Origin of the sequence: Paenibacillus sp. NRS-1760 (genome assembly GCF_050467785.1) — a bacterium.
Taxonomy (GTDB): Bacteria; Bacillota; Bacilli; order Paenibacillales; family Paenibacillaceae; genus Pristimantibacillus.
Genome location: NZ_JBITPK010000013.1, coordinates 542732 through 567892 on the forward strand (window position 1 = coordinate 542732; position 25161 = coordinate 567892).

Here is a 25161-nt window from a genome sequence, read left to right on the forward strand (position 1 = left end):
GACATGGTTGTTGGTGATGCTTCCCTAGATATTGACACTCTAATTATTGGTGCGGGCCCAGGCGGTTATGTAGCAGCGATCCGTGCTGCTCAACTAGGTCAAAACGTACTCATCGTGGATAAAGAACATGTAGGCGGCGTATGCTTGAATGTGGGCTGTATTCCATCGAAAGCACTTATTTCCGCATCACATCAATATGAATCAATCAGTCACGCTTCCGCATTCGGTATCGAAGTTGGAGAAGCTAAGGTTGACTTTACAAAAGTGCAAGAGTTCAAAAACGGCATCGTGAAAAAATTGACAGGCGGCGTTGCTTCTCTTCTGAAAGCAAACAAAGTCCAATATTTCCAAGGCGAAGTTATGTTTATTAACGAAAACGAAGCGCGTGTATTCAACGATCAAGAAGCGCCTCGCTACCGTTTCAAAAACTGCATTATCGCTACAGGATCACGTCCAATTGAACTAAAAGCTTTCCCTTTCACTGGCCGTATCGTATCTTCAACAGGCGCATTGTCCTTGCCAGAAATTCCGAAGAGCCTTGTCGTTATCGGCGGCGGCTATATCGGTATCGAGCTTGGTCAAATGTACTCCAAATTCGGCACAAAAGTTACAGTAATTGAAGGCTCCGACGCGATTTTGCCGGGCTTTGACAAAGATATGTCCAACATCGTTGCTAAGAAACTAAAAAGCACGAATGTGGATATCATTACTGGCGCACAAGCAAAAGGTGCTGAGCAAACAGATAAAGACGTTACTGTAACGTATACAGTTGGCGATAAAGAAGAGAAAGTAACTGCGGATTACCTGCTCGTAACGGTTGGACGTCGTCCAAATACGGATGGTGAGCTAGGTCTTGACCTTATTAACGTGAAGCTGTCCGATCGTGGACTAGTTGAAGTTGATGAGCAATGCCGCACTAACATTCCTCATATTTATGCGATTGGCGATATCATTGCTGGACCTGCGCTTGCGCACAAAGCAATGTACGAAGGCCGCATCGCAGCTGAAGCCATTTCAGGTCAATCCAGTGTTATTGACTACAAATGTGTACCAGCAGTTTGCTTCTCTGATCCAGAATGCGCAAGCGTTGGTTTCAGTGAGAAGGAAGCAAAAGACAAAGGTCATAATGTAAAAGTTGGCAAATTCCCGTTCGCAATCAATGGACGCGCAATGTCGCTTAATGCAAATGAAGGCTTTGTTAAACTCGTATCCGATGCAGACTCCGGTCTTGTACTTGGTGCGCAAATCATCGGTATTGAGGCTTCCAATATGATTGCTGAGCTTGCTTTGGCTATCGAAATGGGCGCAACTCTTGAGGATATCGCACTTACAATTCACGCGCATCCTACACTTGGTGAAATCGTGCTTGATGCAGCTGAGGTTGCACTTGGCCACCCGATCCACACTTTCATTAAATAAATCGCAATAATGCTATCGTTTTGCGACAACAGAGGTCACGCGGCTCTCCAGCCGGCGGGGCCTCTTTGCGCTTCAAGAGCTTTAATCCAACAAATAGGAGGCGTACACGAGCATGGAACAATCAACGAAACTGGCTAGAGAATCACGAACAATTATGACGCAGCTGATCTTTCCTTTGGACACGAATCATTATGATACGATGTTTGGTGGAAAGCTGATGGAGTACATGGATAAGGTTGCTGCGATCTCAGCCATGAGACATGCACGGATGCAAGCTGTAACCGCATCAACGGACAGTCTTGATTTTTTGGCGCCGATTCGAGTCGGAGAAGTTATTGAGGTTGAAGCCTTTGTTTCGTGGACACATCGCAGCTCGATGGAAGTGTTCGTGTCCGTTCATTCCGAAAATTTGTTCAGCGGTGAGCGCAAAACGACAGTTACTGCTTTTTTCACTTTTGTTGCAATTGATGATCATGGCAAACCTGCTATTGTTCCAACTGTCGTCCCAGAGACGGAAGAGGAGATAAAGCTGCATCTTTCCGCTCCTGAGAGGCATGCGCTGCGAAAGAAACGAAAACAGGACAGAAATCCTAGTTGATGATATAATTAATTGTTATTTTTCTGATTTTTTTTCATGATAGGGAGCAATGTCCAAATGAGCAAAAGCGAACAAACCTACCTGAATTTGTTGAAATATGTTTTAGAACATGGCACAAAAAAAGAAGATCGAACGGGGACTGGAACGATCTCTACCTTTGGCTATCAAATGCGTTTTGATCTTAGCGAAGGTTTTCCGATGCTTACAACTAAACGTGTGCCATTCAAATTAATTGCCAGTGAGTTGATTTGGTTTATTCAAGGAGATACGAACATTCGTTATCTGCTGCAGCATAATAATAATATTTGGAATGAATGGGCGTTCAAAAGATGGGTGGAGAGCGCATCCTACACGGGCCCTGACATGACGAATTTTGGTCTTCGGTCGCAAACGGATGCTGAATTCTCTAAAGTATATGAAGAGCAAATGGATCTCTTTAAGCAGCACATCTTAACGGATGACCAGTTTGCCGCTGAATTCGGGGAGCTCGGCAACGTGTATGGCAAGCAGTGGAGAGAGTGGAAGACGACGCAAGGGGATGCGATTGATCAGCTTAAGGATGTCATTGCGACGATTAAGAAAAACCCGGATTCGAGAAGACTGATCGTCTCCGCTTGGAATCCAGAAGACGTTCCCAGCATGGCACTTCCTCCTTGCCATACGATGTTCCAATTCTATGTAACAAACGGCAAGCTTTCATGCCAGCTTTATCAGCGAAGCGCTGACATTTTCCTAGGCATACCATTTAACATCGCAAGTTATGCCTTATTGACCCACATGATTGCACACGAATGCGGGCTTGAAGTGGGAGAATTCATTCATACGCTTGGAGATGCCCACATTTACACGAATCATTTGGAGCAAATCGAGCTTCAGCTCAGCAGAGAGTCTAGACCGCTCCCTCAGTTAAAATTAAACACAGACAAAAAATCAATCTTCGACTTTGCAGTTGAGGATTTATCCATTGAGAATTATAACCCGCATCCAACGATTAAAGCGCCGGTAGCTGTGTAAATTCATATTCATTTTTAAAAATGAAGAAAGGAGTTAACCATTATGAATATTACTTTGATTGCCGCTATGGATCGCAATAGAACTATAGGAATAGGAAACAAGCTGCCATGGCGTTTGCCAGCAGAAATGGCTTTTTTCAAGAAGATGACGATTGGTAAAACGGTACTCATGGGCCGTAAGACGTTTGAATCACTGCCTAAGCCATTGGTTGATCGTAAAAATGTCGTATTGACTCGTCAAACGGATTTCCACCCTGAGGGCTGTGAAATCGTACATTCGATTAAAGAAGCGCTAGAATTATATACAGCTGAAGAGCTTGTTGTTATAGGCGGTGCTGATATTTACGAGCAGTTTCTGCCCTTCGCTAATCAAATATTGCTTACAAAAGTGGAAGCAGATATTGAAGGCGGAGATGCATTTTTTCCTGCATTCTCTGATTTGCAGTGGAAGCTTGTGGAAAGCGAGAGCAGAGATAGTGATGAAAAAAACAAGTATGCTTTCACGTTTCAAACGTTTATTCGGTCGGAAGTGTAGCTTTCTAAGGTAAAACCGAACGTTTGACGAACGATATGTCAGAAAGTGCAAATGATTGTACGCATAATCCATTACCTTCATAAGTACTTGAATGCTAGGATGTTGTAAAATAGTAAACGAGTGCTTTAGACAAAATATTCGTTTTCGCAGAAAGTTCGTTATTGAATATTTTAAGAATTCCCGATATAGTTTTAAAGAGAATCTAAGCAGTGTTAACGGGAAATATGGATGGAGGAAATGCGATCATGTCTACACCTACTGGTTTTATGGAATTTCAGCGCGAATTGCCGGCCGATCGCGACCCGCTAGAGCGTATCAAAGACTGGCAAGAGTTTCATAAGCATTTTTCGGATGAGCAGTTAAAAACACAAGGCGCTCGCTGCATGGACTGTGGTACACCATATTGCCACACAGGCATTGAGCTGGCAGGTTCGGTTTCAGGTTGCCCCGTAAACAATCTCATTCCAGAATGGAATAATTTGATTTATCGCGGATTATGGCGTGAAGCGCTAGACCGTCTGCATAAAACAAATAATTTTCCTGAATTCACTGGCCGCGTTTGTCCAGCACCGTGTGAGGGATCTTGTACAGTTGGTTTAATAGGCGATGCTGTAACGATCAAAACGATCGAACAAGCAATCATTGATCGCGGGTTTGAAGAGGGCTGGGTTGTTCCACAACCGCCAAAAGTCCGCACAGGCAAACGGATTGCCGTTGTAGGCTCTGGTCCTGCTGGAATGGCAACTGCTGCACAACTGAATAAAGCAGGACATACCGTAACCGTATATGAGCGCGCAGATCGCATCGGCGGCTTGCTAACCTATGGTATCCCTACAATGAAGCTTGAGAAACATGTTGTTCAGCGCCGTGTTGATATTATGGCAGCAGAAGGCGTTGAGTTTGTAACGAATACAGAGATCGGCAAAGATATTACAGCTTCTGAGCTCGTTAATAACTTTGACGCAGTCGTTCTTTGCGGAGGCTCGACAAGAGCTCGCGACGTTGAAATGGAAGGCCGCGATTTGAACGGTGTTCACATGGCAATGGATTACTTGAATGGCACAATTAAGAGCTATTTGGATTCGAATCTTGAAGATGGAAACTATATTTCCGCGAAAGACAAGGACGTTATCGTTATTGGCGGCGGAGATACTGGATCGGACTGCGTGGCTACAGCACTGCGTCACGGCTGTAAGTCGGTTACGCAATTCGGCACACATGCGAAAGCGCCGCTAGTGCGAGACAACGATAAAAATCCATGGCCGCAATTCCCGAATGTGTACACGCTGGATTATGCACATGAGGAAGCAAAAGCTCTATTTGGTGAAGATCCTCGCGCGTTTTCTGTACTAACGAAGAAATTTGTTGGCGATGGCAATGGAAACCTTAAAGAGCTTCATACTGTTCAAATTGAACGTACGGTTGATGAGACTGGACGTAAAATATATAGTGAAATTCCAGGAACAGAAAAAGTATGGCCTGCAGATCTTGTATTTATTGCAGTAGGTTTTGAAGGCCCTGAAACGACGCTGATTGAGCAGCTTGGTCTTGCACAAGACCGTCGTACAAACGTAAAAGCGACTTATGGCAAATACAACACTAATGTGGATAAAGTATTTGCTGCAGGCGACATGCGCCGTGGTCAAAGCTTAGTGGTTTGGGCGATTAATGAAGGTCGCGAGGCCGCTCGTGAAGTGGATAAATATTTGATGGGATCATCGATGCTTCCTTAAATATTGGTCGAGAGATAATAAATTTGATGGATGAGAAGCGCCTTAGGGCGCTTTTCTTGCTGAGTATGGGATCAATACTGTCCCGCATGATGAAGGCTGTGATTGTAAATATCAATTTACGGTTAGCGAGAAGGAACAAATAACAGTATTTAAACTTTAGCCGCACATTCAAGAAGAAATTCAAAAACTAAGCTCACTGTCCTAAGGAAACTTGTGGTAAAATCGGATTGAGATGACGCGAAGGGGCGATTCGTCATGGCAGCCGATGAAGCATATGTTTTGTCACCAACAGACGTTCGAAATATTCGAAGTTATGTACAACACAAATACGCTGCGCTGCCTGGGGAAAAACGAGCAGAAATTGTAGCGGATGCGGTCAAACGCATAATACATAAGCAATTACCGAATTTCGAGACCAGCGTTAAACGCTCCGTCACAGAAATGCTCATTAGAACAGCTGTTTTGGAGCGGCAAAGACCGGTTAGAGCGGAAGACATTTTTCAAGCCTGTTTAGAGCTAGATCGAACTTCGGCAGAAATATATGATCCGTTCCATGATTGGCTAGAGGAGCAGCTGCTCATAAGCTGCAAGAAGCCTCTCATGCAGCGTGTAATGGACGAGCTCGTATTAAACATGGAGCAATCGGGTGTAGCTTCAAATGAGGCTGAGAATGGCCTTCTGACGCAGCTGAGAGGATTGCTTATTACTGAAGGTGCTGAACCGCGTAATATGACGCAAACTTCAACACAAGCAGAGGTCATTTCACTGCCTGCAACGATATGGAGCAATACGTTAGCACGTAGGATTAGTACTAGAACTTATATATACAGCACATTAAGCGTTCTATTAATTGCAGCTACTTTATTGTATGGCTGGTCTTTAAATTTACCGTCAGACAACAAGCTGCAGCCACCCGTTGTTATGAACCAAGTTCAACCTATTGTTGTCCCTGTAGACGGGCTGCCTATCGAGCTTCGTTATCAAGAAATTGATCAAGCGCGGTTGATCTCATTTTTAAAGACGAAATCATCCATACTAGCTGAGGAGCCTTATTTTGGAGCAATTATAACGGCAGCGCAAGCCTTCGATATTCATCCGGTCGTCTTATTCGCTATAACTGGACAAGAGCAAGGGTTTGTACCGAAAACGAATAAGCAGCATAAAAAGATTGCCAACAATCCTTTTAATGTTTTTCATAGCTGGCAGGATTTTAGCACCAATATTAAGCAATCGGCAGAAATTGCGGCACGAACCGTATTTAACTTAAGCAAGGATAGGCCGGCAGAAGTAGATCCGTTTACATGGATTAATCGAAAGTATGCGGAAGACCCGAAGTGGTCGGATGGTGTTCGTTCGATTTTCGCCAAAATCATTGCCTATATGGAGAAGCCGGCTATTAACACAGACCTTCCGTGAACCCAATTGGGACAACTCTCCCACTTGGGTTTGCTTTTTTCTATGGAGAAATTTCAAACTTGATATGGGGAAAAACATTTCTTTTTTGCGCGGAAATCTGTAAAATGTTCTAGTGGCTGTACAGTGCGAAACGTTTATTGCTAATTGTGGAGAGCGATAGGCGTTAGACTTTCGAAAAGCTTAATGAAGGAGCGATAATCTTTTGAAGACACTAATCATTGCGGAAAAACCTGATATGGGACGAAATATAGCAGCCGCAATCGATCCTAAAGCAAAAAATCACCGTTCCTACATAGAAGGCGAGCATTATATTATTACGTGGGCGATCGGTCATTTAATCGGTCTTGCAGAGCCTGATGCCTATGATGATCGTTACAAAAAGTGGAATATTAATGATCTTCCCATTATACCGACACAGTTCAAGCTCGTACCGAACAAAAAAACAATCGATCAGCTTAAGGTTATCGGCGATCTGGCAAAACGCAGCAACCTACTTGTCAATTCTTGTGATGCCGGGCGAGAAGGGCAATATATTTTTTCCCTCATCCAGCGCCATCTTAAGTTAAATCAACCCGTTAAGCGGCTATGGATTTCAGACCTAACACCTGAGACGATTCGAAAGGGTTTCGAGGAGTTGAAAGAGGGCGCCGAATATGAGAATTTGACCCGCGCGGCAACAGCAAGAAGCGAGGCGGATTGGCTAATCGGAATGAACGGTTCACGTGCTTTTACAACGAAGCATAATGTGCTGCTATCGGTTGGCAGAGTTCAGACGCCAGTGCTCGCCCTTATATATGATCGGCAGAAGCAAATTGAAGCGTTCTCCTCTTTGAAATTTTTTGAACTGGAAGGACATTTCACACAGGATGAAATGACGTACCGCGGCATGTGGCAGGCCGAGAGAATGACAGATCAAGCAAAAGTTGAGGCCGTTGCGGCAAAGGTTAAAGGCAAGGCTGGACGAATTGCGTCTTATGAAGTTAAGGATACGAAGGAGTATCCGTTTAAGCTATACGATCTCACTCTTTTGCAGCGGGAAGCCAATGGCAAATATGCTTTTTCCGCGAAAAAAACGTTGGATACAGCACAGGCGTTGTACGAGAAGCATAAAGTTATTTCTTATCCAAGAACAAACTCAAATTACGTGACTGAGCAGAACATTCCTGAAATGCACAAAACGTTGAATGCACTTCAAGGTTCCGCCTATGATGATCTTGTCAAAGGGGCTAATCGGAGCCTTGTGCATAAGGGGAATAAATTTATTTGCAACCCGACAAAGGTTGAGGATCACCATGCCATTTTGCCAACGAATCGTAAAGCAAATGGACTCAGCCCTGATGAGCAAAAGCTGTATGATTTGATCGTGCGAAGGTTTTTGTCGCAATTTTATCCAGCTGCTGAATATAAGGTTCACACCGTCTTGACTGAGGTAGAGAACGAAATGTTCAAAACGACGGTTAAGGAGCTTCTTAGCTTAGGATGGAAGGTCATCTATGCTGACCAGAAGAAGGAGAAAGCAAAACCTTCAGCCAAAAGCAAGGATAAGGAAGAAGCAGAGGACGAAGAAATTGAAGTAAATGAGCCTTTCTCCATATCAGCAGATGCAGGAATTATCTGTTCGGATGCCATTGTGAAAGAGAAGGACACACAGCCTCCCAAGCATTACACAGAGGGCACACTGCTTAAAGCAATGGAGAGCGCAGGCAAACAAATTGAGGACGAGGATGTCCGAGATGCAATGAAAGATTCAGGATTAGGTACACCAGCTACGCGCGCAGCTACGATTGAGCGGCTGAAAAACGTTGGTTATGTGGAAATGCAGGGCAAAAAAATACAAGTTACACAAAAAGGCCGAACAGCTATTGAGCTGATTCGTGGTGCTGGTATTGATTTGCTAACCTCTCCTGAGATGACGGGGTTGTGGGAGCGACGATTGAACGAGATATCCAGAGGAACAGCTTCGGATGGACAATTCATGGAAAATGTAAAAAAATTCGCGACGATGATCGTGGACAAGGTTCGCGTTCAATCACGAGCGGCCAAAACATCATTTGAGAGTGAAGCTCCTGCTTCCGGCAAAGGCACTGGCGGGAAGTCTGGTACAGCGACTCGCACCCGTGCAGCCTCAACTAAAACGGCTGGAGCGGCAAAAAAAGCGGCATCGGCTGCGTCTACTGTATCAGGCAGCCCGACTGTTATTGCCACTTGTCCAAGGCCAGGCTGTGGCGGTTCCATCTTTATGGGGCGCAAAGGCTATGGCTGTTCTCACTATAAGGAAGGCTGTAAATTCGTTATATGGAAAGAAAGCTTTGGCAGGAATTTGACGGATACTCAGGTGAAAGCTTTAGTCGAGAAGGGGAAGACGACTAAGCTGAAGCTTGAGCTTCCGGATGGTACGCCTGGAGAAGGAAAAATAGTGCTTAAAAATGTGGATACTGGAGAACTGGCAATCGAACAGTAGAGGCCATTTTTCTCACATAGCAAAAACCCGAATTCGTCAGAAGCATCAAGGGACGAATTCGGGTTTATTTGTTTTTGTCATTCCATTATCGATTAACGTACCCGTGAATAGCGCCTGGGACATCCTTTAGATGATCCAAGGTTAAAAAAGCGCCTTTTGGTTCCACTTCAATCTGAATGATGTTATATTCCCATTCGGTTATCGCACGCATATGAATAGCGTGAATACCTGCTGTTAATGCAGGAACAACATCCGTTCGAATGGAGTTGCCAACCATCCATGTACTGTTGCGATCGAAGACACCATTGGACAAAATGGTTTCTAATGCGTCGCTGTTTTTGACACGTCGAATGTAAATGCGGGAATCGAAATAACGCTCCAAGTTTAATTTCTCAATCTTGCGACGTTGAATGGGCATCTCGCCCCCCGTATAGAGATGAAGCTCATGGCCGGCCTCCGCTAGTGAGAACAACGTTTGTTCCATATTTGGATACGGCTCGGTATCGTGCTCATATACACTTAAGCCAAGCTTCCATAGAAAGTTTTCTTCATTTGTTGATCTCTTGCGACCAGTCAAATGAGAGAAGTGAATGTAAGTATCAACAAACGATTGTGGGAAATGCTCACTTTTAAATCCGAATACGGCTACGCCGGCAATATCGATCTCCATTTGCTTGTCTCGGATGGCTTGTATTGAAACGAGGGGAGAGCTGCCGAACCAAGTGGTCATTGCATCAATAAATTGATCAATGACCAAGTAAAAGTATTTATTGCAGTGAATTAATGTATCGTCGAGGTCAAACATAATTTGTTGCTTCATGTATACGATCTCCTTTGCAAAACTTGAAACTGTATGATCAATCTACCGCAAGTGGCAGGGTCGAGTCAATGTAGGGTGTAAGAGAGGAACTGCTTTTACATACATATCCAATAATATCGGCATAATGATAGTGGAGGTGATTGCAATGGCTATCAACAAAAACGGCAATGGAGAATCTCGTCAAAATCATTCTACCTTGCGTGGACAGTCAGGCAAGCTTAAAACCGATAAATTCGCGAAGCGACCTGCGAGCTTAAACGGCATTAACAAACAGCTCCCTTAATGAAGCAAGTTTTTAAAAACACAGAAGGAGAGCTTGAATAGCTTCAGCTCTCCTTCTAATCCATGTTATGCATATTTAAGCTGTGAAGCTTTTAATTGATTCTTAATGAAAGCGATACGTCTGCGAACGTAGAAGTCCTTGCTGGCGCCCTTTAAATCTTTGGGAGTGATCACCTCCTCTGCAACATTATCGATGATAATAAGCCGTCCATCGGCGTAAAACTTAAAAGTTAAGTCGCGTCCAGGACGTTCATTCTCTACATATCGGAAATTTTCGCAGATGTTATTCATGGTGATCAGGCCTCCTTCAAAATGTTGAATTCGTCGATCATTAGAACGTTTGTTCTTGTTTTTATTATACCAAACATTTGTTCGTATGGAAACTGTTTTTTGTTTAACGTAAACTAGATTCATAGAAGCAGTTGCTGCAAACAGAAGGAGAGCGGAAAATGATCAAAGTAAAGAACTTATCCAGACGTATTCCCGGCGGGCCAAAGGTGCTCGATGATATTAGCTTTGAGGCTTATCCTGGCGACTTTATCGCCATTAAAGGTGATAGCGGAAGCGGGAAGTCCACACTTCTTCGGTGCCTAGCCTTGCAAGAAAAGTGGAGTGAAGGCTCCTATCAATTTGATGGCAAAGATATTTTCAAAGAAGGATTCAAAGGCAAGCTTAAAGTTCGGAGAGAGGTTGCTTATGTGGAAGAAAAACCTTTTCTATTCCCGAACAAGACGGGATTAAAAAATGTTATTATCGGTTCAATTTCACAAACGCCTGCTTGGCGGAGATGGACCGGGATGGTACGTAATGATGATTATATGGGTGCAATGGATATGATCGAAAAACGCGGCCTGCTTGATAAAGCACATCAGAAGGCGAGCACTCTTAGCGGGGGCGAACGGCAGCGTATGGCTATTGCAAGAGCACTCGTTCATGGCGCTAAAGTCATTGCAGCCGATGAGCCGGTTTCGGGTCTTGATCCCCATACAGCGGATCAAGTTCTAACTGATTTGAAAGCGCTATGCAAGGAGCAAGGCGTTATTGTGATTGCTGTTATGCATCAGGGGGACTGGGCGGAGCGATTTGCTGATCAAATTCTCGGCTTGAAAGACGGTAAACTTGTTCTTAACGTAAGCGGCAGAAGATTGACTGAACGCGAGAAGGCACTCCTGTGAACGAGATCGTACTACGCCTCATAACAGAAGATGAGCTCGACGCTGCTATAAAGCTAGAACAAAAATGCTATTCTCCTGAAGCTGCTGCTACCATGGCAGGGTTTCAATTTCGCTATAAGCATTATCGTTCATTTTTTTGGTCAGCTTGGCTTGGCGACCAATTAGTTGGAATAACAAACGGCATCCGTACTTCACAGACTGATTGCGGTGATGAAATGAAGGGGAATCAAGCTGATTTTTTTGAGGGGAACAACTTTTGCATCCTTACTATCGCTGTTGATGCGCATTATCGCGGGCGTGGAATCGGCACTTTGTTGCTGAGGAAGCTGATCGAACAATGTAGTTCATCACATATTGAAACCATTATACTGATGTGCGAAGAGCATTTGATTCCGTTCTACGAATCGGAGCAATTTGAGAGTAGAGGGGTGTCCGCTTCTACGCATGGCGGAATCGTTTGGCATGAGATGAGACGTGTATTGCATACAATGGAGCATCTTACCGAATAGGAAGGTGTCTTTCATATGTCATTTCAACCGCCAGTCGTTATCCAAACGGCAAAAGCTGATTTTCCGAAAGCCGAGCTGTCATTGCCTTATGTGAGCGGAGGCAGAAGCGAAGCTGCAGATAAAAAGATCAACCATACGATTCATCATACCGTGCAGCAGATGGTTCATAATCAAGGCTCGCTTGATGATCCGAGAGCGCAGATGCTAGGTTATTTTGAACAGAAAAATAATCAAAAGGATTATCTTAGTCTTTCCTTGTTCAATTATGCCTTTACTGGTGGAGCTCACGGCTTGACGCTTCAGCAATCGCTGACTTTTAAGCAATCGACAGGACAAACCTATACGCTGGCCCAGCTGTTTAAACCTGGGTCGGACTATGTTGGGCGGATAAGCGCTATCGTAAGCGCACAAATCTTGGCAAGAAAGATTGATACGCTGGAGCCTTTTAAATCCATAAGACCTGACCAGGACTATTACGTAGCGGACCGTTCACTTGTCGTCTATTTCCAGCTATATGAGCTGGCAGCTTATGTGTTTGGATTTCTGTATTTTCCGATATCCGTCTACGAACTGCAAGATATCATTAATGAGGATGGTCCACTTGGACCGATGCTGGTTAATGACTAATTCTGAATGAAACCATTTTCTCTTAGCAGTTATTCAGCCTAAGAACATAAGGAGACAACGCATTGATATATTTTCTCATATTATTCGCAGCAGCTCTAATTGTCGCGGTGTCGTTTGTCTTCTTTCACCAACGAAAAATGGAAAAGGAGCAGCAACGCTCCATCGAAAGGACGCCTGTTTTACCATCCGCGACAGTTACGTCAATATCTACGAATCGAATAGTAGATCAACCCCTTGCTGAGGCAGCTGCAAAAGCAACTATAAGCTCGATGCCTTATTCAGCAGATATGCTCTATAAGATTTTAGTTGTAGATGATCAACCCGCTATTCGAATGATGCTTGTTGAATTGTTTGCTGCGCAGGGTATCGATGTTTATGAAGCTGAAAGCGGCAGTATCGCCTTGGACATTTACGAGAAGCAGAAGCCGAATTGTGTACTGCTTGATTTGAAAATGCCCGAAATGGATGGAATAGAAATTTTGCGCGGGATAAGAATGCTGTCGCCAGAGGTGCCTGTCATTCTCATAACGGCATATGCAGATCCAGACATAATGGAAGAGGCGCTTGCGCTTGGCATTACACATTGTTTTACGAAGCCCTTTGATATCATAGAACTCAAATCACTCGTTTATGGAATACTGGAGCAAAGTTCTAATCAAGCTGAGTGAAAAAATAAAAATCAATCGACTCGCATCTTGATGGATGCGAGTGTTTGTTATGCGCTTTAATCATTCTTCCTTTTGCATGTGACATCCAAACCACTCATACAGTTACGTAGGAGGGTGATTGGATGATTTTATTGCTAGCAGGATTATTAATATTTGCGATTGTCATTGCCGTTATTATTGCCATTGCGTTCAAAGCGCAACAGTCCATTTCATTATCTAAGCATCAGAATCTAATTGTTTATGGCTTGCAGGCGCAGCTGCTACAGGACAAACATGATTTGCATCGTTATGGTTTAGCGCAGCAGCTTAGACGGCGGTTCGGCGGGTTATCATCATTTGGTTTATCGTTTAATGCGCTCGGTTTGATTGGAAGCGCAGCTTTTTTGTTTGGTCCAGCGATCGGAGAGGGGGGGCCGTCGGTTATTGGATTTGGTTTGCCCATAATCGCTTTATTTGCACTTATTTTAAGTGCATCTCTCGCAGAACTCTCATCTGTGACACCAACTGCAGGCGGAATTTATCATACGGCATCCTCAGCAGGCGGGCGCTCATGGGGAGTGCGAGCAGGCTGGCTTCAAGCATCTGGACATTTAGCTATGCTTGCTCTGCTAAACTGCGCATGTGCAGCTTTACTGGACGGTTTTATGTCCGCTCGAATAGGTTATCAAACATCGGATTTCACTTTTTGGTGTGTCGCTGCAGTGCTGACTGCTTCCCAAGGTGCTGTGAACCACTTTGGAAACCGGATGTTAAGCAAGCTGCAAGCAGGCGGCGTTATACTGCAAGTATTTATTGCTTTATTCATTATTGCTGGGCTAGCTTGGCTTGCATGGCCAGGCAGCTATTCTCCTGTATTGATGTATCAATTTCAAAATGCACAGTGGAATGGTACCGTGCAGGCGGGATCATTCGTCAGCGGTACGCTCCTTTTGTTAAAGCTATTTATTGGCATGGAGGGCTCAAGCCAAGGATCGGAAGAAACAATTGATCCTCGTGTACGAGCACCGTGGTCGATTTTTTTATCTACTGCTTACACATTTGTTATTGGTTTTGTACTTCTGAGCTTTATGCTTATATCCATTCCATTGTCTAACGAACCAAGCTGGTTGGGAACGTTTCTACAAACGGCAGCTGCTGGCTGGGGCGGCACCAGTATGATCATTATTTTTGTCATTCTATCATTATGGAGCAGCGGACTGCAGACGATGACAGTATGCTCGCGGATTGTATACAGCCTAGCACGTGATGGCGCCTTGCCGCTGAGCCAACGATGGTCTAACGTGTCGGAGCGGCATCAGACGCCGATTCCTGCCGTCTGGTTGTGTGCGGTCATTTCATTAACTATTCTTCTCATTGCTTTTTTCAGCTATAGAGACGATACAATCATTTTTCTTCTAACTGCAGCGATAATATGTTTAAATCTATCTTATGCCATACCGATTGCCTGGAAAATAAAACAGGGGAAGATCCATGCGCGGTTGCATGCATCACCGTGGCATTTGGGCAGCTGGAGTATCCCACTCCATGTGGTTTCCATAGCTTGGCTGCTGTTAACGACGATACTAGCTGCTATATTCATCGATTATCGAGGCTCAATTGCAGCTTTTGTATTTCTTACATTGATCTCTTTCATGGAGCTAAGGTATCGGCAAAAACATGGGATGAGCCTGCAGAGCAGAGTTAATCGTTCGCGCAAGGAGCTTTATTTTATGGAAAGAAAATTTCCTTTAAATTAATCTGTATGTCGATGCTGTGGGAAATAATGATGTACTCATTTAGGAAATAGTCGGACTATTTAAAAAACATTTCCCGGGGAAACGCAATAAGTAACAGAAAATAGAGGTTTTCGACAGCCAGTGGCTAACGCAAGTAGAATGTGTCGAAAGCGTTGCTGGTAAATTGAAAATCACAAAAGTTATTGATATAGTTATCTCTCTTTGCCAACATCTCCCTAAGAAGATTATAATAATCAAATGAGAGATCATTATAGGAGGAACGAAGCGAATGACACATCATATAGAAACGGCTAAACTTGTGTCACTAAATATAGGAATGCCGAAATCAATAACACACGGCAGTAAAGAAGTATTAACAGGAATTTATAAGCAGCCTTCACAAGCAACCCATGCTTTGAGCACTATAGGACTTGAGGGCGATGGACAAGGCGATACGATTCATCATGGTGGACCGGACAAAGCGGTATGCGTCTATTTCGAGCAACGATACGCCTATTGGCGTGAGAAATACGAGGAGCCATTTGATTACGGAGCTTTTGGTGAAAACTTTACGCTCTCGAGCTGGACAGAAGGGGATTTGTGCATCGGCGATATTATCCAGGCAGATGATGTGATCCTTCAAGTAAGTCAGCCAAGACAGCCGTGCTATAAGCTGGGGCTGCGGCATAAGCTGCCGGAATTGCCGGGACATGTTCAGCGTGAAGGCTACACAGGTCTTTATTTCCGCGTACTCCAAGAGGGCCATATACAGGCAGGGATGACGTTTGAAATTAAATATAAACATCCGGCCCGTAAAACGGTTATGGAAGCTAACCGTGTCATGTACCGTGATAAAGATGACATAAAGGGAATCAGAGAGCTGCTTGATGTGAAAGAATTGGCTGCGAGCTGGCAGGAACAGCTGGGGGCTCGTTTGACAAGATTGCAGCTTGATCAATAAGGAGGCTTGTCTGTTTTGACCGACACCATAGATTTTACAGCTTATTTAGATGCATATGCGTTCGCCGAGCCTTGTCATATTGAGAGCCGGGAGAGCGGAATGAATAATACGACCCGAATCATTTCGTCGGGAAATAAAAAATTTGTCCTGCGCATTTACAATAACCATAAGGATATTGATATTGTAAGGCTTGAACATGAGGTACTGAACGACTTGAATAAACAGAAGCTAGCCTTTAAGGTGCCGATTCCAGTTCAGAATAAACAAGGCGAAACGATTAGCGTTGCAACAGATGGCACCTTATCGTCATTATTTCAGTTTATTGATGGTGACCGACCGACGGTTTCAAACCCAGCGCATGTTTATGCGCTAGGCGTTACAGCTGCGAAGCTTTCTAGTGCTTTAAGCGGAATAAACCCAAAAGGCTTGCCGCTTTACAGCCCTTATTTCATGTTGGAAAATACATATGCTTTGATGGATGAGGAAGCTTTTTTTGCAATGGCAGAGCTTTCCGTAGATCTTAAAGGTAGAAAATCAAGCTTCATGGCCTTGCACGAGGAGCGTCTGAAGCTGAAAGAGGATTGTAATCAACTTGTCGGGCTGCCGGAACAATGGATCCATGGTGATTTGGTTTTTAATAATACGGTATGTCAAGGCGATGCGATCGTAGGTGTGCTGGATTTTGAATTTACGACTGTCGATGTTAGAGCGATGGAGCTTGCTGTCATTATTGTCGATATCATAAAACCAGATGACCTAAATATAAAAGAGAATGTGAAGCGTTTATTGCAGGGTTATCAGGATACGAATCCGTTAACTCTTCATGAAATTAAGATATTGCCGATATTAATGAAATTAAGATTGCTTGATGTAGCATTGCATTTTGCCATACGCTTAAGAGATAATTTAGATGATGAGGAAATACTTTCCGGCATTATCGATCAGTCAGCATTCGGCTGCCGCTGGATTAATGAACATTGGGAGGATGATTTTTCATGAGTTTAGCCAAAGCACTGGGATACGGCGAGAACGAAAAACTGCTCATTATTAACGCAGATGACTACGGAGTATGCCATTCGGTAAATGTCGGCATTCAGCAGCTGCTGCTAGAACAAACGGTGAGCTCGGCGACGATTATGATGCCTTGCGGCTGGGCGAGGGAAGCAGCGCTATGGAGTGCAAGGCACCCGCAAGTCGATGTGGGTGTCCATTTCACATTTACTAGCGAATGGGATATGTACCGCTGGGGTCCAGTCAACCGCAAAGGAAGCACAAGTTCGCTTGTCACCCATGAAAATTATTTCCCGAAGGACAGTAAAACCTTTGAGCTGAAAGCTGATCCAGAGCAAGTAAAAGAAGAACTTATCGCACAAATTGAAATGGCTTTAGCTATGGGGATGAAACCATCGCATGCGGACAATCACATGGGAAGCTTGTATGGGTTAGCAACCGGCAGAAATTTCTTATCTATCGTTCTGGATGTATGCGCTTCCTATGGCCTGCCTTTCCGTTTGCCGCGTAATTTAAGGCAAAATATTGGTCAAATGGCTTCTCCTGAGCTGGAAGAGCAAGCCAAACAGCTCGGAATGCTGGCGGATTCGAAGGGTGTTGTTATCCTTGATTATTTAATCGGCTTGCCGTTCCACTTGGAGGAGGGTGAAACATTTGATTCACTAAAGGCAAGCATGCAGCAGGTACTTGAGGGTCTGGAACCAGGCGTTTCTGAAATTATTATACATCCGTCTCTTGTAACCGATGAGCTGAATGCTTTTCACATGCAGCCTCTAAAGCGGGGAATGGAGTTTGAATTATTCCGTGATGCTGAGATCAAGAATACGTTGCAAAAAGAAAACATCCGTATGATTCGCTGGAGTGAACTGCAAAAACTACAGCGTGCTCGAACAGGCTTTACAACCTAACGAAGGAGTTGACTTATGTCTATTGAAGCGATAAAACAATTAGCCGAACAATTGAAATCTAATATTGGACGCGTCATCGTAGGCAAAGAGGAAGTTGTAGAACTAATGCTCATCGGACTCCTTACATCAGGGCATGTGCTGCTCGAGGATGTGCCAGGAACAGGAAAGACCTTGCTCGCTAAATCTATGGCCAAATCATTGGCTTTATCTTTCAGGAGAATTCAATTTACACCCGATTTGCTTCCATCGGATCTAAGCGGCATTCATTTCTATAATCAAAAAATAAGCGAGTTTGAATTCAGAGCTGGTCCATTGTTTACTCATTTGCTGTTAGCAGATGAGATTAATCGTGCGACGCCTCGTACCCAATCGAGTTTGCTCGAATGTATGGAAGAGCGTCAAATCAGCATCGACGGTGAAACCAAATATTTGGAGCGTCCATTTATGGTTATTGCTACACAAAATCCAGTGGAGCATCAAGGAACCTTTCCACTTCCGGAAGCACAGCTCGATCGTTTTTTATTCAAAATTAAGATGGGTTATCCGACGACTGAAGAAGGTTTGCAGCTATTAAAACGTTTTAAAGATCATGATCCGCTTGCGGAGCTTGAGCCAGTTGCAGGAATAGATGTCATTCAGAAGGCACAGCAAGCCTATTCAGCGGTGAAAGTGAACGATGACATCCTTCAGTATTTGCTGCAAATCGTGGAGCAAACACGAAGGCGTGAGGAGGTTTCTGTTGGTGTCAGTCCGCGTGGCAGTCAAGCGCTGCTCCGCGCTTCCCAGGTACATGCCATTTTGCGAGGACGTGATTTCGTTACGCCTGATGATATAAAGGCAATGGCGAAGCCGGTCTTGTCCCACCGACTAGCCATTCGCGGCATGCATCGTACAGCAAATCAGGCGGAATCCATTATTGATGACATTATTCGTTTGACGGCCGTGCCTGCTGAAGCAGGCGTTACGGCTCGTTAGGCAGCCTGATGATTTTATTCTGGTTTATATTGGCTGCAATCGTCATTTTGTCACTACAGGGCAAAATATTTCAAAAGCTCGTATTGCGCCGTATCCAATATGAACGGCGTTTTACGAGCAAAACATGCTATAGCGGCGAGCAGGTTGAGATGATAGAAGAGATGGCCAACGCCAAATGGCTGCCGGTGCCTTGGCTGCGCGTGGAATCACAGCTCTCCACTCATCTGCATTTTCAACAGCTTGATAATTTTTCTGTGAGCAGCGGGCAGCTTTACCAGAACCATAAGAGCTTCTTCAGTCTATCGCCATATACAAAAATTACGCGCACACACCGCATTACCTGCGCAAAGCGAGGCTGGTACAAGCTTCAAACCGTCACGTTAACGGGCGGTGATCCGCTTGGTTTAACCCATTCGTCCGCTCAAATTGCGCTTCAAGGGGAACTGCTTGTTTATCCAAAGCCTGCCGAGGTGCCCATTCATGAGCTACCTTATCATAGCTGGCAGGGTGATCAATCGATTCGCCGCTGGATTATCAACGATCCATTCATTATTGCAGGCGTTCGTGATTATCAAGCGGGCGATACGTATAAGCAAATCAACTGGAAAGCTACTGCAAAAACAGGAAGCCTTCAAGTCCATCAGTATGATTTTACCGCGGACCGCAGACTGATGATTTATTTGAATGTGGACGATGTAGAGGGCATGTGGCGAAGCGTAACTGATTTATCGTTAATCGAGCTAGGCATTGAATGGGCAGCAGGGGCAGCTGAAGCTGTCATTCAGCAGGGCATGGAAGTTGGTTTTGCATCCAATATGCCTTTGACCGGCATGATGGAAAGCGTTCACATTGAACCTAGAGGCGGGCATGAGCATTTAATCGTTATTTTAGAGGAAATGGCGAAGCTCGATATTGAACGCACAGAGTTGTTTCATCATTTGTTGGAACGCGAAGCAAGAAGCGGCTTCAGTGAACGAGATGTGCTAATGATTACGGCTTATTGGAACGAAGAACTGGAAAAACAAGCTGAACAGCTTCGCTACAACGGCAATGCAGTCGCAGTTTGGATGCTGACAGATAAAGCTAAGCCAACGATTAGCGATGTTGGACAAGCGATATCAGGTAGTGGCAGAGAAGAGGTGATCGCGTGAATGAGCCCCAGAAGCGATCTATTTCTTTAAATACCTTAGGTCAAGGCGTTATTGAACTGCTCTTTTATTTGCCCGTATTTATAGCGATAGCTGTTTACTTGCTGCCTGCTGGAGCTTTGTGGCCATGGATAGCAACGATTCCTCTCTGTTACTGGACGGCATCGCTAATCCTCGGAAAATATCCAAGATTACGATACGGCGTGAAGCTGCTTCTAGCTATTGCTATTGGGGCGTTGCATAGCAGTTTGTTCATTATCGCATGGGTAGGTAATGTGGATATCGTCCCTATGGTTGTATGCGGACTTGCTGCTGCTGTAGCAGCAATGAAGGGCATGTCGGCGCAATTGCGCGGATGGTTCAACTCATTTCCCAATACACAGATGCTGATTGGCGTGTTCCTTTATGTAGCTGTGCAGCCGTTAAAAATAATTGCGTTAAAAAAACTGATGGAGTACAACGGTGTTTTAATCGTTTGCGGAATTGCTGCCGTCATTATATTTTTCTTTTTTGCAAATGAGCGGCATTTGAACAGTGAAACAGTAGATTCAGGTAAAACGTCAGCTACTCTTGCTTTCAAACGCCAAAATCGTCTATTAATTATTGTAATCGTCAGCATCATTAGCATTCTTGCTCTTTTCCGCCAAATTCAGAAGATGATTGAGAGCTTCTTTCATTCGATCATAGAACGAATAATGAATTGGCTAAACCAGTCTAGGGAGCAAACACCGGTCGAAGAACCTCCTATTGATTCTTCATCACCTGAGATGCCTTTGGAGGAAACGAAGCCGCCGTCTGATTGGATGCTGCTACTCGAGCAAATTGCGAAAATTATCGGCATCGTGTTAGTCATCATCATCCTCTGCATTCTGTTCTATTTTATTGCTAGAAAGGTAATGCAATGGGCGAAACTGCTTGCTGCTAAATTGCAGGAAAGAGGAGCAGATAGCCGCAATAATGGGGTTGGCTTTACAGATGAAGTTGAAAGTTTAATGACATTAACTAAATGGCGGGAGCAAATGGGAAATAAACTGAAGCAGCTGCTGCCTAATAAGCGCTCCTTTGCTCAGGAATGGAATGAGCTGCGAACAAATACAGAAAAAATCAGGTTTTTATATGCTCGCTTATTGAGAAGCAGCGCCGAACAGGGGTATACGGTCAAAGAACATATGACTCCGCGCGAAACATCAGAAGACCTGAATACATGGCAGGCTGGCAAGCTCGACAATATGCCTCGATTTATTGAGTTGTACGAAGAAGCAAGGTATGGCGATAAGCAGCCAGATGACCAACAAATCAACGCTCTTAAAAACCAGTTCGAAAAAAAAGGGAATCAAGCTTAACAAGCTGATTCCCTTTTTTTGGTGTATGATTCAAAGCTTAACCATATAATCATTTGAGGCTTAAAATATGTTCGGCAATCTTATGGCCATGATAACGTCCGGATTCGATGAAAATTTCATTTGCTTCATGTCTGGAGGCTACGACACCTGCGAGATAAATGCCTGGAACATTCGTTTCCATAGTATCTTCGTTGAAGGTTGGATACCCTTCTTCCTCAATCGTAACGCCGCTTGTGTTAAGGAAGTTGCGATCGGGATGGAAGCCGGTCAAAGCTAATACAAAATCATTTTCCAAACGGATCTCGCCTTCAGGTCCTAGTACAGTGATGTCATTGTTTTCGATAGAGGTTACAGTTGACTGAAACAGCATGCGAATAGAGCCTTTCGTTACTTTGCTCTGGAAACCTGGCTTAACCCATGGCTTAATGCTGGTGGAATAATCATTGCCGCGATAGACGACCGTTACCTCTGCACCGACCCTCTCAAGCTCTAAAGCCGCATCGATTGCGGAGTTGCTGCCGCCAATAATGGCAACTTTCATACCAACGTAGGGATGCGATTCGCGGAAGAAATGACTGACTTTACCAAGCTGCTCACCGGGAATGCCCAGCTCATTCGGATGATCGAAATAACCTGTAGCGATGATGACATACTTGCTTTGGTATGTGCGCTTCTCGCCAAAACGATCTTCTCCATGCAAAATAAACTGTCCATTCTCAGGCGTAATCTTATTTATCATTTCATAGGCTTGCACACGAACGTTTTTGCGCTGCGCGGCTGTTCTATAGTAATTAAGTGCTTCCAGTCTGGAAGGCTTATCGTTAGCCGTTGTGAATGGTATATCGCCGATTTCAAGATTTTCTGGACTGCTGAAAAATTGCATATAAGTGGGATATTGCGAGATTGAATGTACAATGTTGCGTTTCTCTATGACAAGTGGCTGGAGACCAATCCGTTCGAGTTCAATCGCTGCTGCCAAGCCGCACGGACCGCCTCCAATGATGATGGCTTCTTCTTTTTGCATTCGTATTACCCTCCTATACTATAACGAAGCGATATAAATTCTAATATAACGATCATTTTACTGCGAGGCGTACATATTGTGCAAATCTGGATTTATGGCTCTCGTGTACATGCAATATATTATTGTATAATAATGTGTAACCATTCTTATTTGTATACCGGTTCTATGAAACTAGCTTTATTTCACAAAATGATAGGAGGAGATCACATGCGGCGACGTTTTGTAATAGAGGCAGTACTGGTGGCAACGTATGGACATCTTCTTGTACCGAGTCGTCCAATTGATTTTGTCGTTCCTTATTCATCCATAGCTGAGCTGTATGAAATGAGAGACGGTGTTGAACCTGTCATGGATGATCCAGATGATGATGGACATGTAAAAACCAAAATAAATGAACTTATTGCTTTTTTTGAGGATGCTCTTAATCGCAAAAAAATTGAAAAGGCCATGCAAGTGCCTTGGCGAGAAAGCTCTCCGCTCATTCTAAATGATACGATTCATTTTACAGTCGTGCATGCTGTCGATAATGCCCATTATGGCGAGATGTTCGATCCGATCGAAACAGAATTGCTGTTAACAGGGTTGAAGCTGCAAGTCCCATTGCTGTCGGATCAGTTTGAGTTTCAAGATAAGCTGATAGAAGCAGAGGTCCCTGTACAAATTTACGATATTGAAGATTTTGAGTTTGCGGTAGAGGAAGGTATCTCCTCAAGTGACTTTGATTTGCCGAATGAGTCGGACAGGTTTTAAATCTTTTTTTTGTAAAAACCTCTTGCGCAAAGGCAGAAACAGGTGTTAAGATTTGGATGGGTTAGGAAAATATGATCAAATGGATACGAAAAGGGGGGCTCAATAATGTTTATCAATCAGATTGGAATGAATGTCGAAGGCGTGCAGTTTAGCATGAATTTCCATCTTGTTGTTCAAACATGCCGATCGGGCTGCCTTCGTTCATTGGTGTCAACGCAGCTTTTTTGACCGTTGCACGCTATTATACGAAGATCTCAAGCCGATGATGGCTTGAGGTCTTTTTTTGTTTCCTATAGGGGAAGGGGCAATCCAATGAAAACGCTGTTACGTTTGATGATTTATGTAAGACCGAGTGCCAAATGGGTATTTACAGCGGTTATCATTATGATTTTTGCGACGATATTCGATTTGGTAGCTCCTTGGGTATTAGCCAAAATATTTGACGAAGGAATCGGAAAAAGCAATATGTCCGTCGTGATCGGATTAACACTTGCTTTGGCAGGCATTCAAGCTTTAAAGAGCTTAGGCATGTTTATACAAGGTTATTCCCAAGAGCTGGTCGGTCAAAATGTCGTGTTTAAACTCCGGAAAGAGCTTTATGAGCATTTGCAGCGGTTATCATTTTCTTATTATGACCGTGCGCAGACTGGTCAGCTCATGTCCAGAATGACTGGGGATATTGATGCGGTAAAAAACTTTGTCGGGTTTGGAGCGATGAACTTATTTACTGGCATGCTAACATTTATCGGAACGACGATTTTCATGATGACGATGCAATGGAAAGTAACTTTAATCAGCTTAATTACAATTCCTTTTATTTTGTTCGTGTTATTTCGCTTTAACCACAAAGTAGGACCAGCTTGGTCCAATATTCGTGAACAAATGGGGCGCTTAACAACTACGCTTCAAGAAAATATTTCAGGCATTCGAGTTGTCAAATCTTTTGCAACAGAGTCCGTAGAACAACGGAAATTCGCTGAGCGAAATGAGCAAAATTTCGATACAAATATGGACCGGGCAAGGCTGGAGGCAAAAGCATTTCCGCTCATGGGCTTTTACGGAGGACTCACGTTTGTTTTGATGATTTGGATCGGTGCTATTTTTGTTGCTCGGGAAGAGATGTCGATTGGTACCTTCATGGCGTTTCAATGGTACACATGGGGCATTATTTGGCCGCTGAATATGCTAGGCTGGCAAATTAATATTTTTCAACAAGCGATTAAAGCAGCTCCACGTGTATTTGAAGTGCTGGACACACCGGTTGATATTCAAACCCCTGAACAAGCGATAAATACGGACGGAATGCACGGCAACGTCGTTTTTGATCGCGTAACATTCTTCTTCTCTGATCAGGATTTAGCGAAGGATAAGCCGATATTGGATGAGGTTTCTTTCCAAGTGAAGCAAGGTGAGGTGATCGGTGTACTCGGTGCCACCGGTTCAGGCAAAAGCAGTCTAATTGGCTTGCTTTCTCGTTATTATGATGTGTCCGGTGGCAGTGTACTCATTGATGGTGTAGATGTGCGGGAATATGAGCTTGATGGTCTGCGGCGAAGCATAGGTATTGTGCCGCAAGAGACCTTCTTGTTCTCAGCATCGATTAGAGATAATATCGCCTACGGTCATCCGGATGCAACGCAGGAGCAAATTGAGGAGGCAGCACGCAAATCGCAAATCCATTCCTTCATCGAAAGCATGCCAAGCGGCTACGATACGCGAATCGGTGAGCGGGGTGTCGGGCTCTCTGGCGGACAAAGACAACGCGTGGCGCTTGCTCGTGCGATTTTAATGGATCCGCCAATTCTAGTACTGGATGAAGCGACAGCAAGTGTAGATACAGCAACAGAATCAGCTATTCATGAAGCTTTATTAGAAGTCATGAAGGGTCGCACGACATTTATAATCGCGCAGCGGCTTTCCTCGATTCAGCATGCGGACCGTATTATTGTACTCGAAAATGGCCGCGTGGCAGAAGAAGGCACACATAAGGAACTAAACGAAGGCAGTGGCTTCTTCCGTCAATTGTTTGATAGACAGAAGCAAATCGCACATCAATAGAAGAGAGGTGAA

Annotated in this window: 24 protein-coding genes; 21 read left to right on the top strand and 3 right to left on the bottom strand. The window is 44.1% G+C overall.

Going from position 1 to position 25161, the window contains the following annotated elements:
* Nucleotides 1-3 precede the first annotated feature (3 nt).
* The 7 genes from lpdA to ACIFSR_RS18070 all read left to right on the top strand — a co-directional run bounded on the left by lpdA (nucleotide 4) and on the right by ACIFSR_RS18070 (nucleotide 9175).
* Nucleotides 4-1419: a dihydrolipoyl dehydrogenase gene (lpdA, locus tag ACIFSR_RS18040; RefSeq protein ID WP_076265847.1), complete on the top strand. Its 1416-nt coding sequence runs from the start codon at nucleotides 4-6 to the stop codon at nucleotides 1417-1419.
* A gap of 112 nt (nucleotides 1420-1531) precedes the next feature.
* The gene (locus ACIFSR_RS18045) at nucleotides 1532-2017 is read left to right on the top strand and encodes an acyl-CoA thioesterase (protein ID WP_430058910.1); all 486 of its coding nucleotides are present in this window, start codon (nucleotides 1532-1534) and stop codon (nucleotides 2015-2017) included.
* 57 nt (nucleotides 2018-2074) lie between these two features.
* The gene (locus ACIFSR_RS18050; protein ID WP_339202652.1) at nucleotides 2075-3031 is read left to right on the top strand and encodes a thymidylate synthase; all 957 of its coding nucleotides are present in this window, start codon (nucleotides 2075-2077) and stop codon (nucleotides 3029-3031) included.
* A gap of 42 nt (nucleotides 3032-3073) precedes the next feature.
* Nucleotides 3074-3565, top strand: a complete 492-nt coding sequence (locus ACIFSR_RS18055) for a dihydrofolate reductase (protein WP_339202650.1) — start codon at nucleotides 3074-3076, stop codon at nucleotides 3563-3565.
* 245 nt (nucleotides 3566-3810) lie between these two features.
* Entirely contained in the window at nucleotides 3811-5298 is a 1488-nt protein-coding gene (locus ACIFSR_RS18060; RefSeq protein WP_076265851.1) for a glutamate synthase subunit beta, read from the top strand.
* A gap of 255 nt (nucleotides 5299-5553) precedes the next feature.
* The gene (locus tag ACIFSR_RS18065) at nucleotides 5554-6714 is read left to right on the top strand and encodes a hypothetical protein (RefSeq protein WP_430058914.1); all 1161 of its coding nucleotides are present in this window, start codon (nucleotides 5554-5556) and stop codon (nucleotides 6712-6714) included.
* Between the two features lie 202 nt (nucleotides 6715-6916).
* On the top strand, nucleotides 6917-9175 hold the full coding sequence (locus ACIFSR_RS18070) for a DNA topoisomerase 3 (RefSeq protein ID WP_430058917.1): 2259 nt from the start codon (nucleotides 6917-6919) through the stop codon (nucleotides 9173-9175).
* Nucleotides 9176-9260: 85 nt separating this feature from the next.
* On the opposite strand, the gene ACIFSR_RS18075 is transcribed toward ACIFSR_RS18070, so the two are convergent.
* Nucleotides 9261-9995 carry an HAD family hydrolase gene (locus ACIFSR_RS18075; RefSeq protein WP_076265854.1) on the bottom strand — a complete coding sequence of 245 codons (735 nt, stop codon included), beginning with the start codon at nucleotides 9993-9995 and terminating at the stop codon, nucleotides 9261-9263.
* Nucleotides 9996-10140: 145 nt separating this feature from the next.
* Here ACIFSR_RS18075 and ACIFSR_RS18080 point away from each other — a divergent pair, with 145 nt between their 5' ends.
* Entirely contained in the window at nucleotides 10141-10278 is a 138-nt protein-coding gene (locus ACIFSR_RS18080; RefSeq protein WP_179089726.1) for a hypothetical protein, read from the top strand.
* 65 nt (nucleotides 10279-10343) lie between these two features.
* Here the strand turns inward: ACIFSR_RS18080 and ACIFSR_RS18085 are convergent, their stop codons facing one another.
* Nucleotides 10344-10568 carry a hypothetical protein gene (locus tag ACIFSR_RS18085; RefSeq protein WP_076265855.1) on the bottom strand — a complete coding sequence of 75 codons (225 nt, stop codon included), beginning with the start codon at nucleotides 10566-10568 and terminating at the stop codon, nucleotides 10344-10346.
* Between the two features lie 158 nt (nucleotides 10569-10726).
* Between ACIFSR_RS18085 and ACIFSR_RS18090 the strand changes: the two genes are divergently transcribed.
* From ACIFSR_RS18090 to ACIFSR_RS18140, 11 genes are all read left to right on the top strand, one after another.
* The gene (locus ACIFSR_RS18090; protein WP_076265856.1) at nucleotides 10727-11452 is read left to right on the top strand and encodes a phosphonate ABC transporter ATP-binding protein; all 726 of its coding nucleotides are present in this window, start codon (nucleotides 10727-10729) and stop codon (nucleotides 11450-11452) included.
* Nucleotides 11449-11961, top strand: coding sequence for a GNAT family N-acetyltransferase (locus ACIFSR_RS18095; protein WP_430058922.1), 513 nt, complete (start codon nucleotides 11449-11451; stop codon nucleotides 11959-11961). The genes ACIFSR_RS18090 and ACIFSR_RS18095 overlap by 4 nt, the downstream gene beginning before the upstream one ends.
* A gap of 15 nt (nucleotides 11962-11976) precedes the next feature.
* A complete protein-coding gene (locus tag ACIFSR_RS18100) occupies nucleotides 11977-12588 on the top strand; it encodes a DUF3298 and DUF4163 domain-containing protein (protein ID WP_339202640.1) in 612 nt (203 codons plus the stop codon).
* Nucleotides 12589-12650: 62 nt separating this feature from the next.
* Nucleotides 12651-13256, top strand: coding sequence for a response regulator (locus ACIFSR_RS18105; RefSeq protein WP_339202639.1), 606 nt, complete (start codon nucleotides 12651-12653; stop codon nucleotides 13254-13256).
* A gap of 122 nt (nucleotides 13257-13378) precedes the next feature.
* Nucleotides 13379-14992 (top strand): APC family permease, encoded by a 1614-nt coding sequence (locus ACIFSR_RS18110; RefSeq protein WP_430058925.1) that lies wholly within the window; start codon nucleotides 13379-13381, stop codon nucleotides 14990-14992.
* A gap of 268 nt (nucleotides 14993-15260) precedes the next feature.
* The gene (locus ACIFSR_RS18115) at nucleotides 15261-15932 is read left to right on the top strand and encodes an MOSC domain-containing protein (RefSeq protein ID WP_339202635.1); all 672 of its coding nucleotides are present in this window, start codon (nucleotides 15261-15263) and stop codon (nucleotides 15930-15932) included.
* Between the two features lie 15 nt (nucleotides 15933-15947).
* On the top strand, nucleotides 15948-16931 hold the full coding sequence (locus ACIFSR_RS18120) for a phosphotransferase (RefSeq protein WP_339202633.1): 984 nt from the start codon (nucleotides 15948-15950) through the stop codon (nucleotides 16929-16931).
* Nucleotides 16928-17851, top strand: a complete 924-nt coding sequence (locus ACIFSR_RS18125; protein WP_339202632.1) for a polysaccharide deacetylase family protein — start codon at nucleotides 16928-16930, stop codon at nucleotides 17849-17851. Before ACIFSR_RS18120 ends, ACIFSR_RS18125 begins: the two co-directional genes overlap by 4 nt.
* 15 nt (nucleotides 17852-17866) lie before the next feature.
* Nucleotides 17867-18826, top strand: coding sequence for an AAA family ATPase (locus ACIFSR_RS18130; RefSeq protein WP_339202631.1), 960 nt, complete (start codon nucleotides 17867-17869; stop codon nucleotides 18824-18826).
* A gap of 8 nt (nucleotides 18827-18834) precedes the next feature.
* Nucleotides 18835-19977, top strand: coding sequence for a DUF58 domain-containing protein (locus tag ACIFSR_RS18135; RefSeq protein WP_339202629.1), 1143 nt, complete (start codon nucleotides 18835-18837; stop codon nucleotides 19975-19977).
* Nucleotides 19974-21317 (top strand): DUF4129 domain-containing protein, encoded by a 1344-nt coding sequence (locus ACIFSR_RS18140; protein ID WP_430058930.1) that lies wholly within the window; start codon nucleotides 19974-19976, stop codon nucleotides 21315-21317. The genes ACIFSR_RS18135 and ACIFSR_RS18140 overlap by 4 nt, the downstream gene beginning before the upstream one ends.
* Before the next feature lie 49 nt (nucleotides 21318-21366).
* Here ACIFSR_RS18140 and ACIFSR_RS18145 read toward each other — a convergent pair whose 3' ends face one another.
* Nucleotides 21367-22341, bottom strand: coding sequence for a YpdA family putative bacillithiol disulfide reductase (locus ACIFSR_RS18145; RefSeq protein WP_430058932.1), 975 nt, complete (start codon nucleotides 22339-22341; stop codon nucleotides 21367-21369).
* A 207-nt stretch (nucleotides 22342-22548) separates the two neighbouring features.
* Between ACIFSR_RS18145 and ACIFSR_RS18150 the strand changes: the two genes are divergently transcribed.
* Both ACIFSR_RS18150 and ACIFSR_RS18155 read left to right on the top strand, forming a co-directional pair.
* A complete protein-coding gene (locus ACIFSR_RS18150; protein WP_076265867.1) occupies nucleotides 22549-23091 on the top strand; it encodes an ADP-heptose synthase in 543 nt (180 codons plus the stop codon).
* 312 nt (nucleotides 23092-23403) lie between these two features.
* A complete protein-coding gene (locus ACIFSR_RS18155) occupies nucleotides 23404-25149 on the top strand; it encodes an ABC transporter ATP-binding protein (protein ID WP_339202625.1) in 1746 nt (581 codons plus the stop codon).
* Nucleotides 25150-25161: the final 12 nt, after the last annotated feature.

Bases quoted from the DNA above. Each gene is read 5' to 3' on its own strand.
- ACIFSR_RS18060 (WP_076265851.1), top strand. From the start codon at position 3,811: ATGTCTACACCTACTGGTTTTATGGAATTTCAGCGCGAATTGCCGGCC.
- ACIFSR_RS18080 (WP_179089726.1), top strand. From the start codon at position 10,141: ATGGCTATCAACAAAAACGGCAATGGAGAATCTCGTCAAAATCATTCT.
- ACIFSR_RS18090 (WP_076265856.1), top strand. From the start codon at position 10,727: ATGATCAAAGTAAAGAACTTATCCAGACGTATTCCCGGCGGGCCAAAG.
- ACIFSR_RS18100 (WP_339202640.1), top strand. From the start codon at position 11,977: ATGTCATTTCAACCGCCAGTCGTTATCCAAACGGCAAAAGCTGATTTT.
- ACIFSR_RS18055 (WP_339202650.1), top strand. From the start codon at position 3,074: ATGAATATTACTTTGATTGCCGCTATGGATCGCAATAGAACTATAGGA.
- ACIFSR_RS18050 (WP_339202652.1), top strand. From the start codon at position 2,075: ATGAGCAAAAGCGAACAAACCTACCTGAATTTGTTGAAATATGTTTTA.
- ACIFSR_RS18065 (WP_430058914.1), top strand. From the start codon at position 5,554: ATGGCAGCCGATGAAGCATATGTTTTGTCACCAACAGACGTTCGAAAT.
- ACIFSR_RS18045 (WP_430058910.1), top strand. From the start codon at position 1,532: ATGGAACAATCAACGAAACTGGCTAGAGAATCACGAACAATTATGACG.
- ACIFSR_RS18135 (WP_339202629.1), top strand. From the start codon at position 18,835: ATGATTTTATTCTGGTTTATATTGGCTGCAATCGTCATTTTGTCACTA.
- ACIFSR_RS18155 (WP_339202625.1), top strand. From the start codon at position 23,404: ATGAAAACGCTGTTACGTTTGATGATTTATGTAAGACCGAGTGCCAAA.
- ACIFSR_RS18145 (WP_430058932.1), bottom strand. From the start codon at position 22,341: ATGCAAAAAGAAGAAGCCATCATCATTGGAGGCGGTCCGTGCGGCTTG.
- ACIFSR_RS18150 (WP_076265867.1), top strand. From the start codon at position 22,549: ATGCGGCGACGTTTTGTAATAGAGGCAGTACTGGTGGCAACGTATGGA.
- ACIFSR_RS18130 (WP_339202631.1), top strand. From the start codon at position 17,867: ATGTCTATTGAAGCGATAAAACAATTAGCCGAACAATTGAAATCTAAT.
- ACIFSR_RS18115 (WP_339202635.1), top strand. From the start codon at position 15,261: ATGACACATCATATAGAAACGGCTAAACTTGTGTCACTAAATATAGGA.
- ACIFSR_RS18125 (WP_339202632.1), top strand. From the start codon at position 16,928: ATGAGTTTAGCCAAAGCACTGGGATACGGCGAGAACGAAAAACTGCTC.
- ACIFSR_RS18110 (WP_430058925.1), top strand. From the start codon at position 13,379: ATGATTTTATTGCTAGCAGGATTATTAATATTTGCGATTGTCATTGCC.
- ACIFSR_RS18085 (WP_076265855.1), bottom strand. From the start codon at position 10,568: ATGAATAACATCTGCGAAAATTTCCGATATGTAGAGAATGAACGTCCT.
- ACIFSR_RS18075 (WP_076265854.1), bottom strand. From the start codon at position 9,995: ATGAAGCAACAAATTATGTTTGACCTCGACGATACATTAATTCACTGC.
- lpdA (WP_076265847.1), top strand. From the start codon at position 4: ATGGTTGTTGGTGATGCTTCCCTAGATATTGACACTCTAATTATTGGT.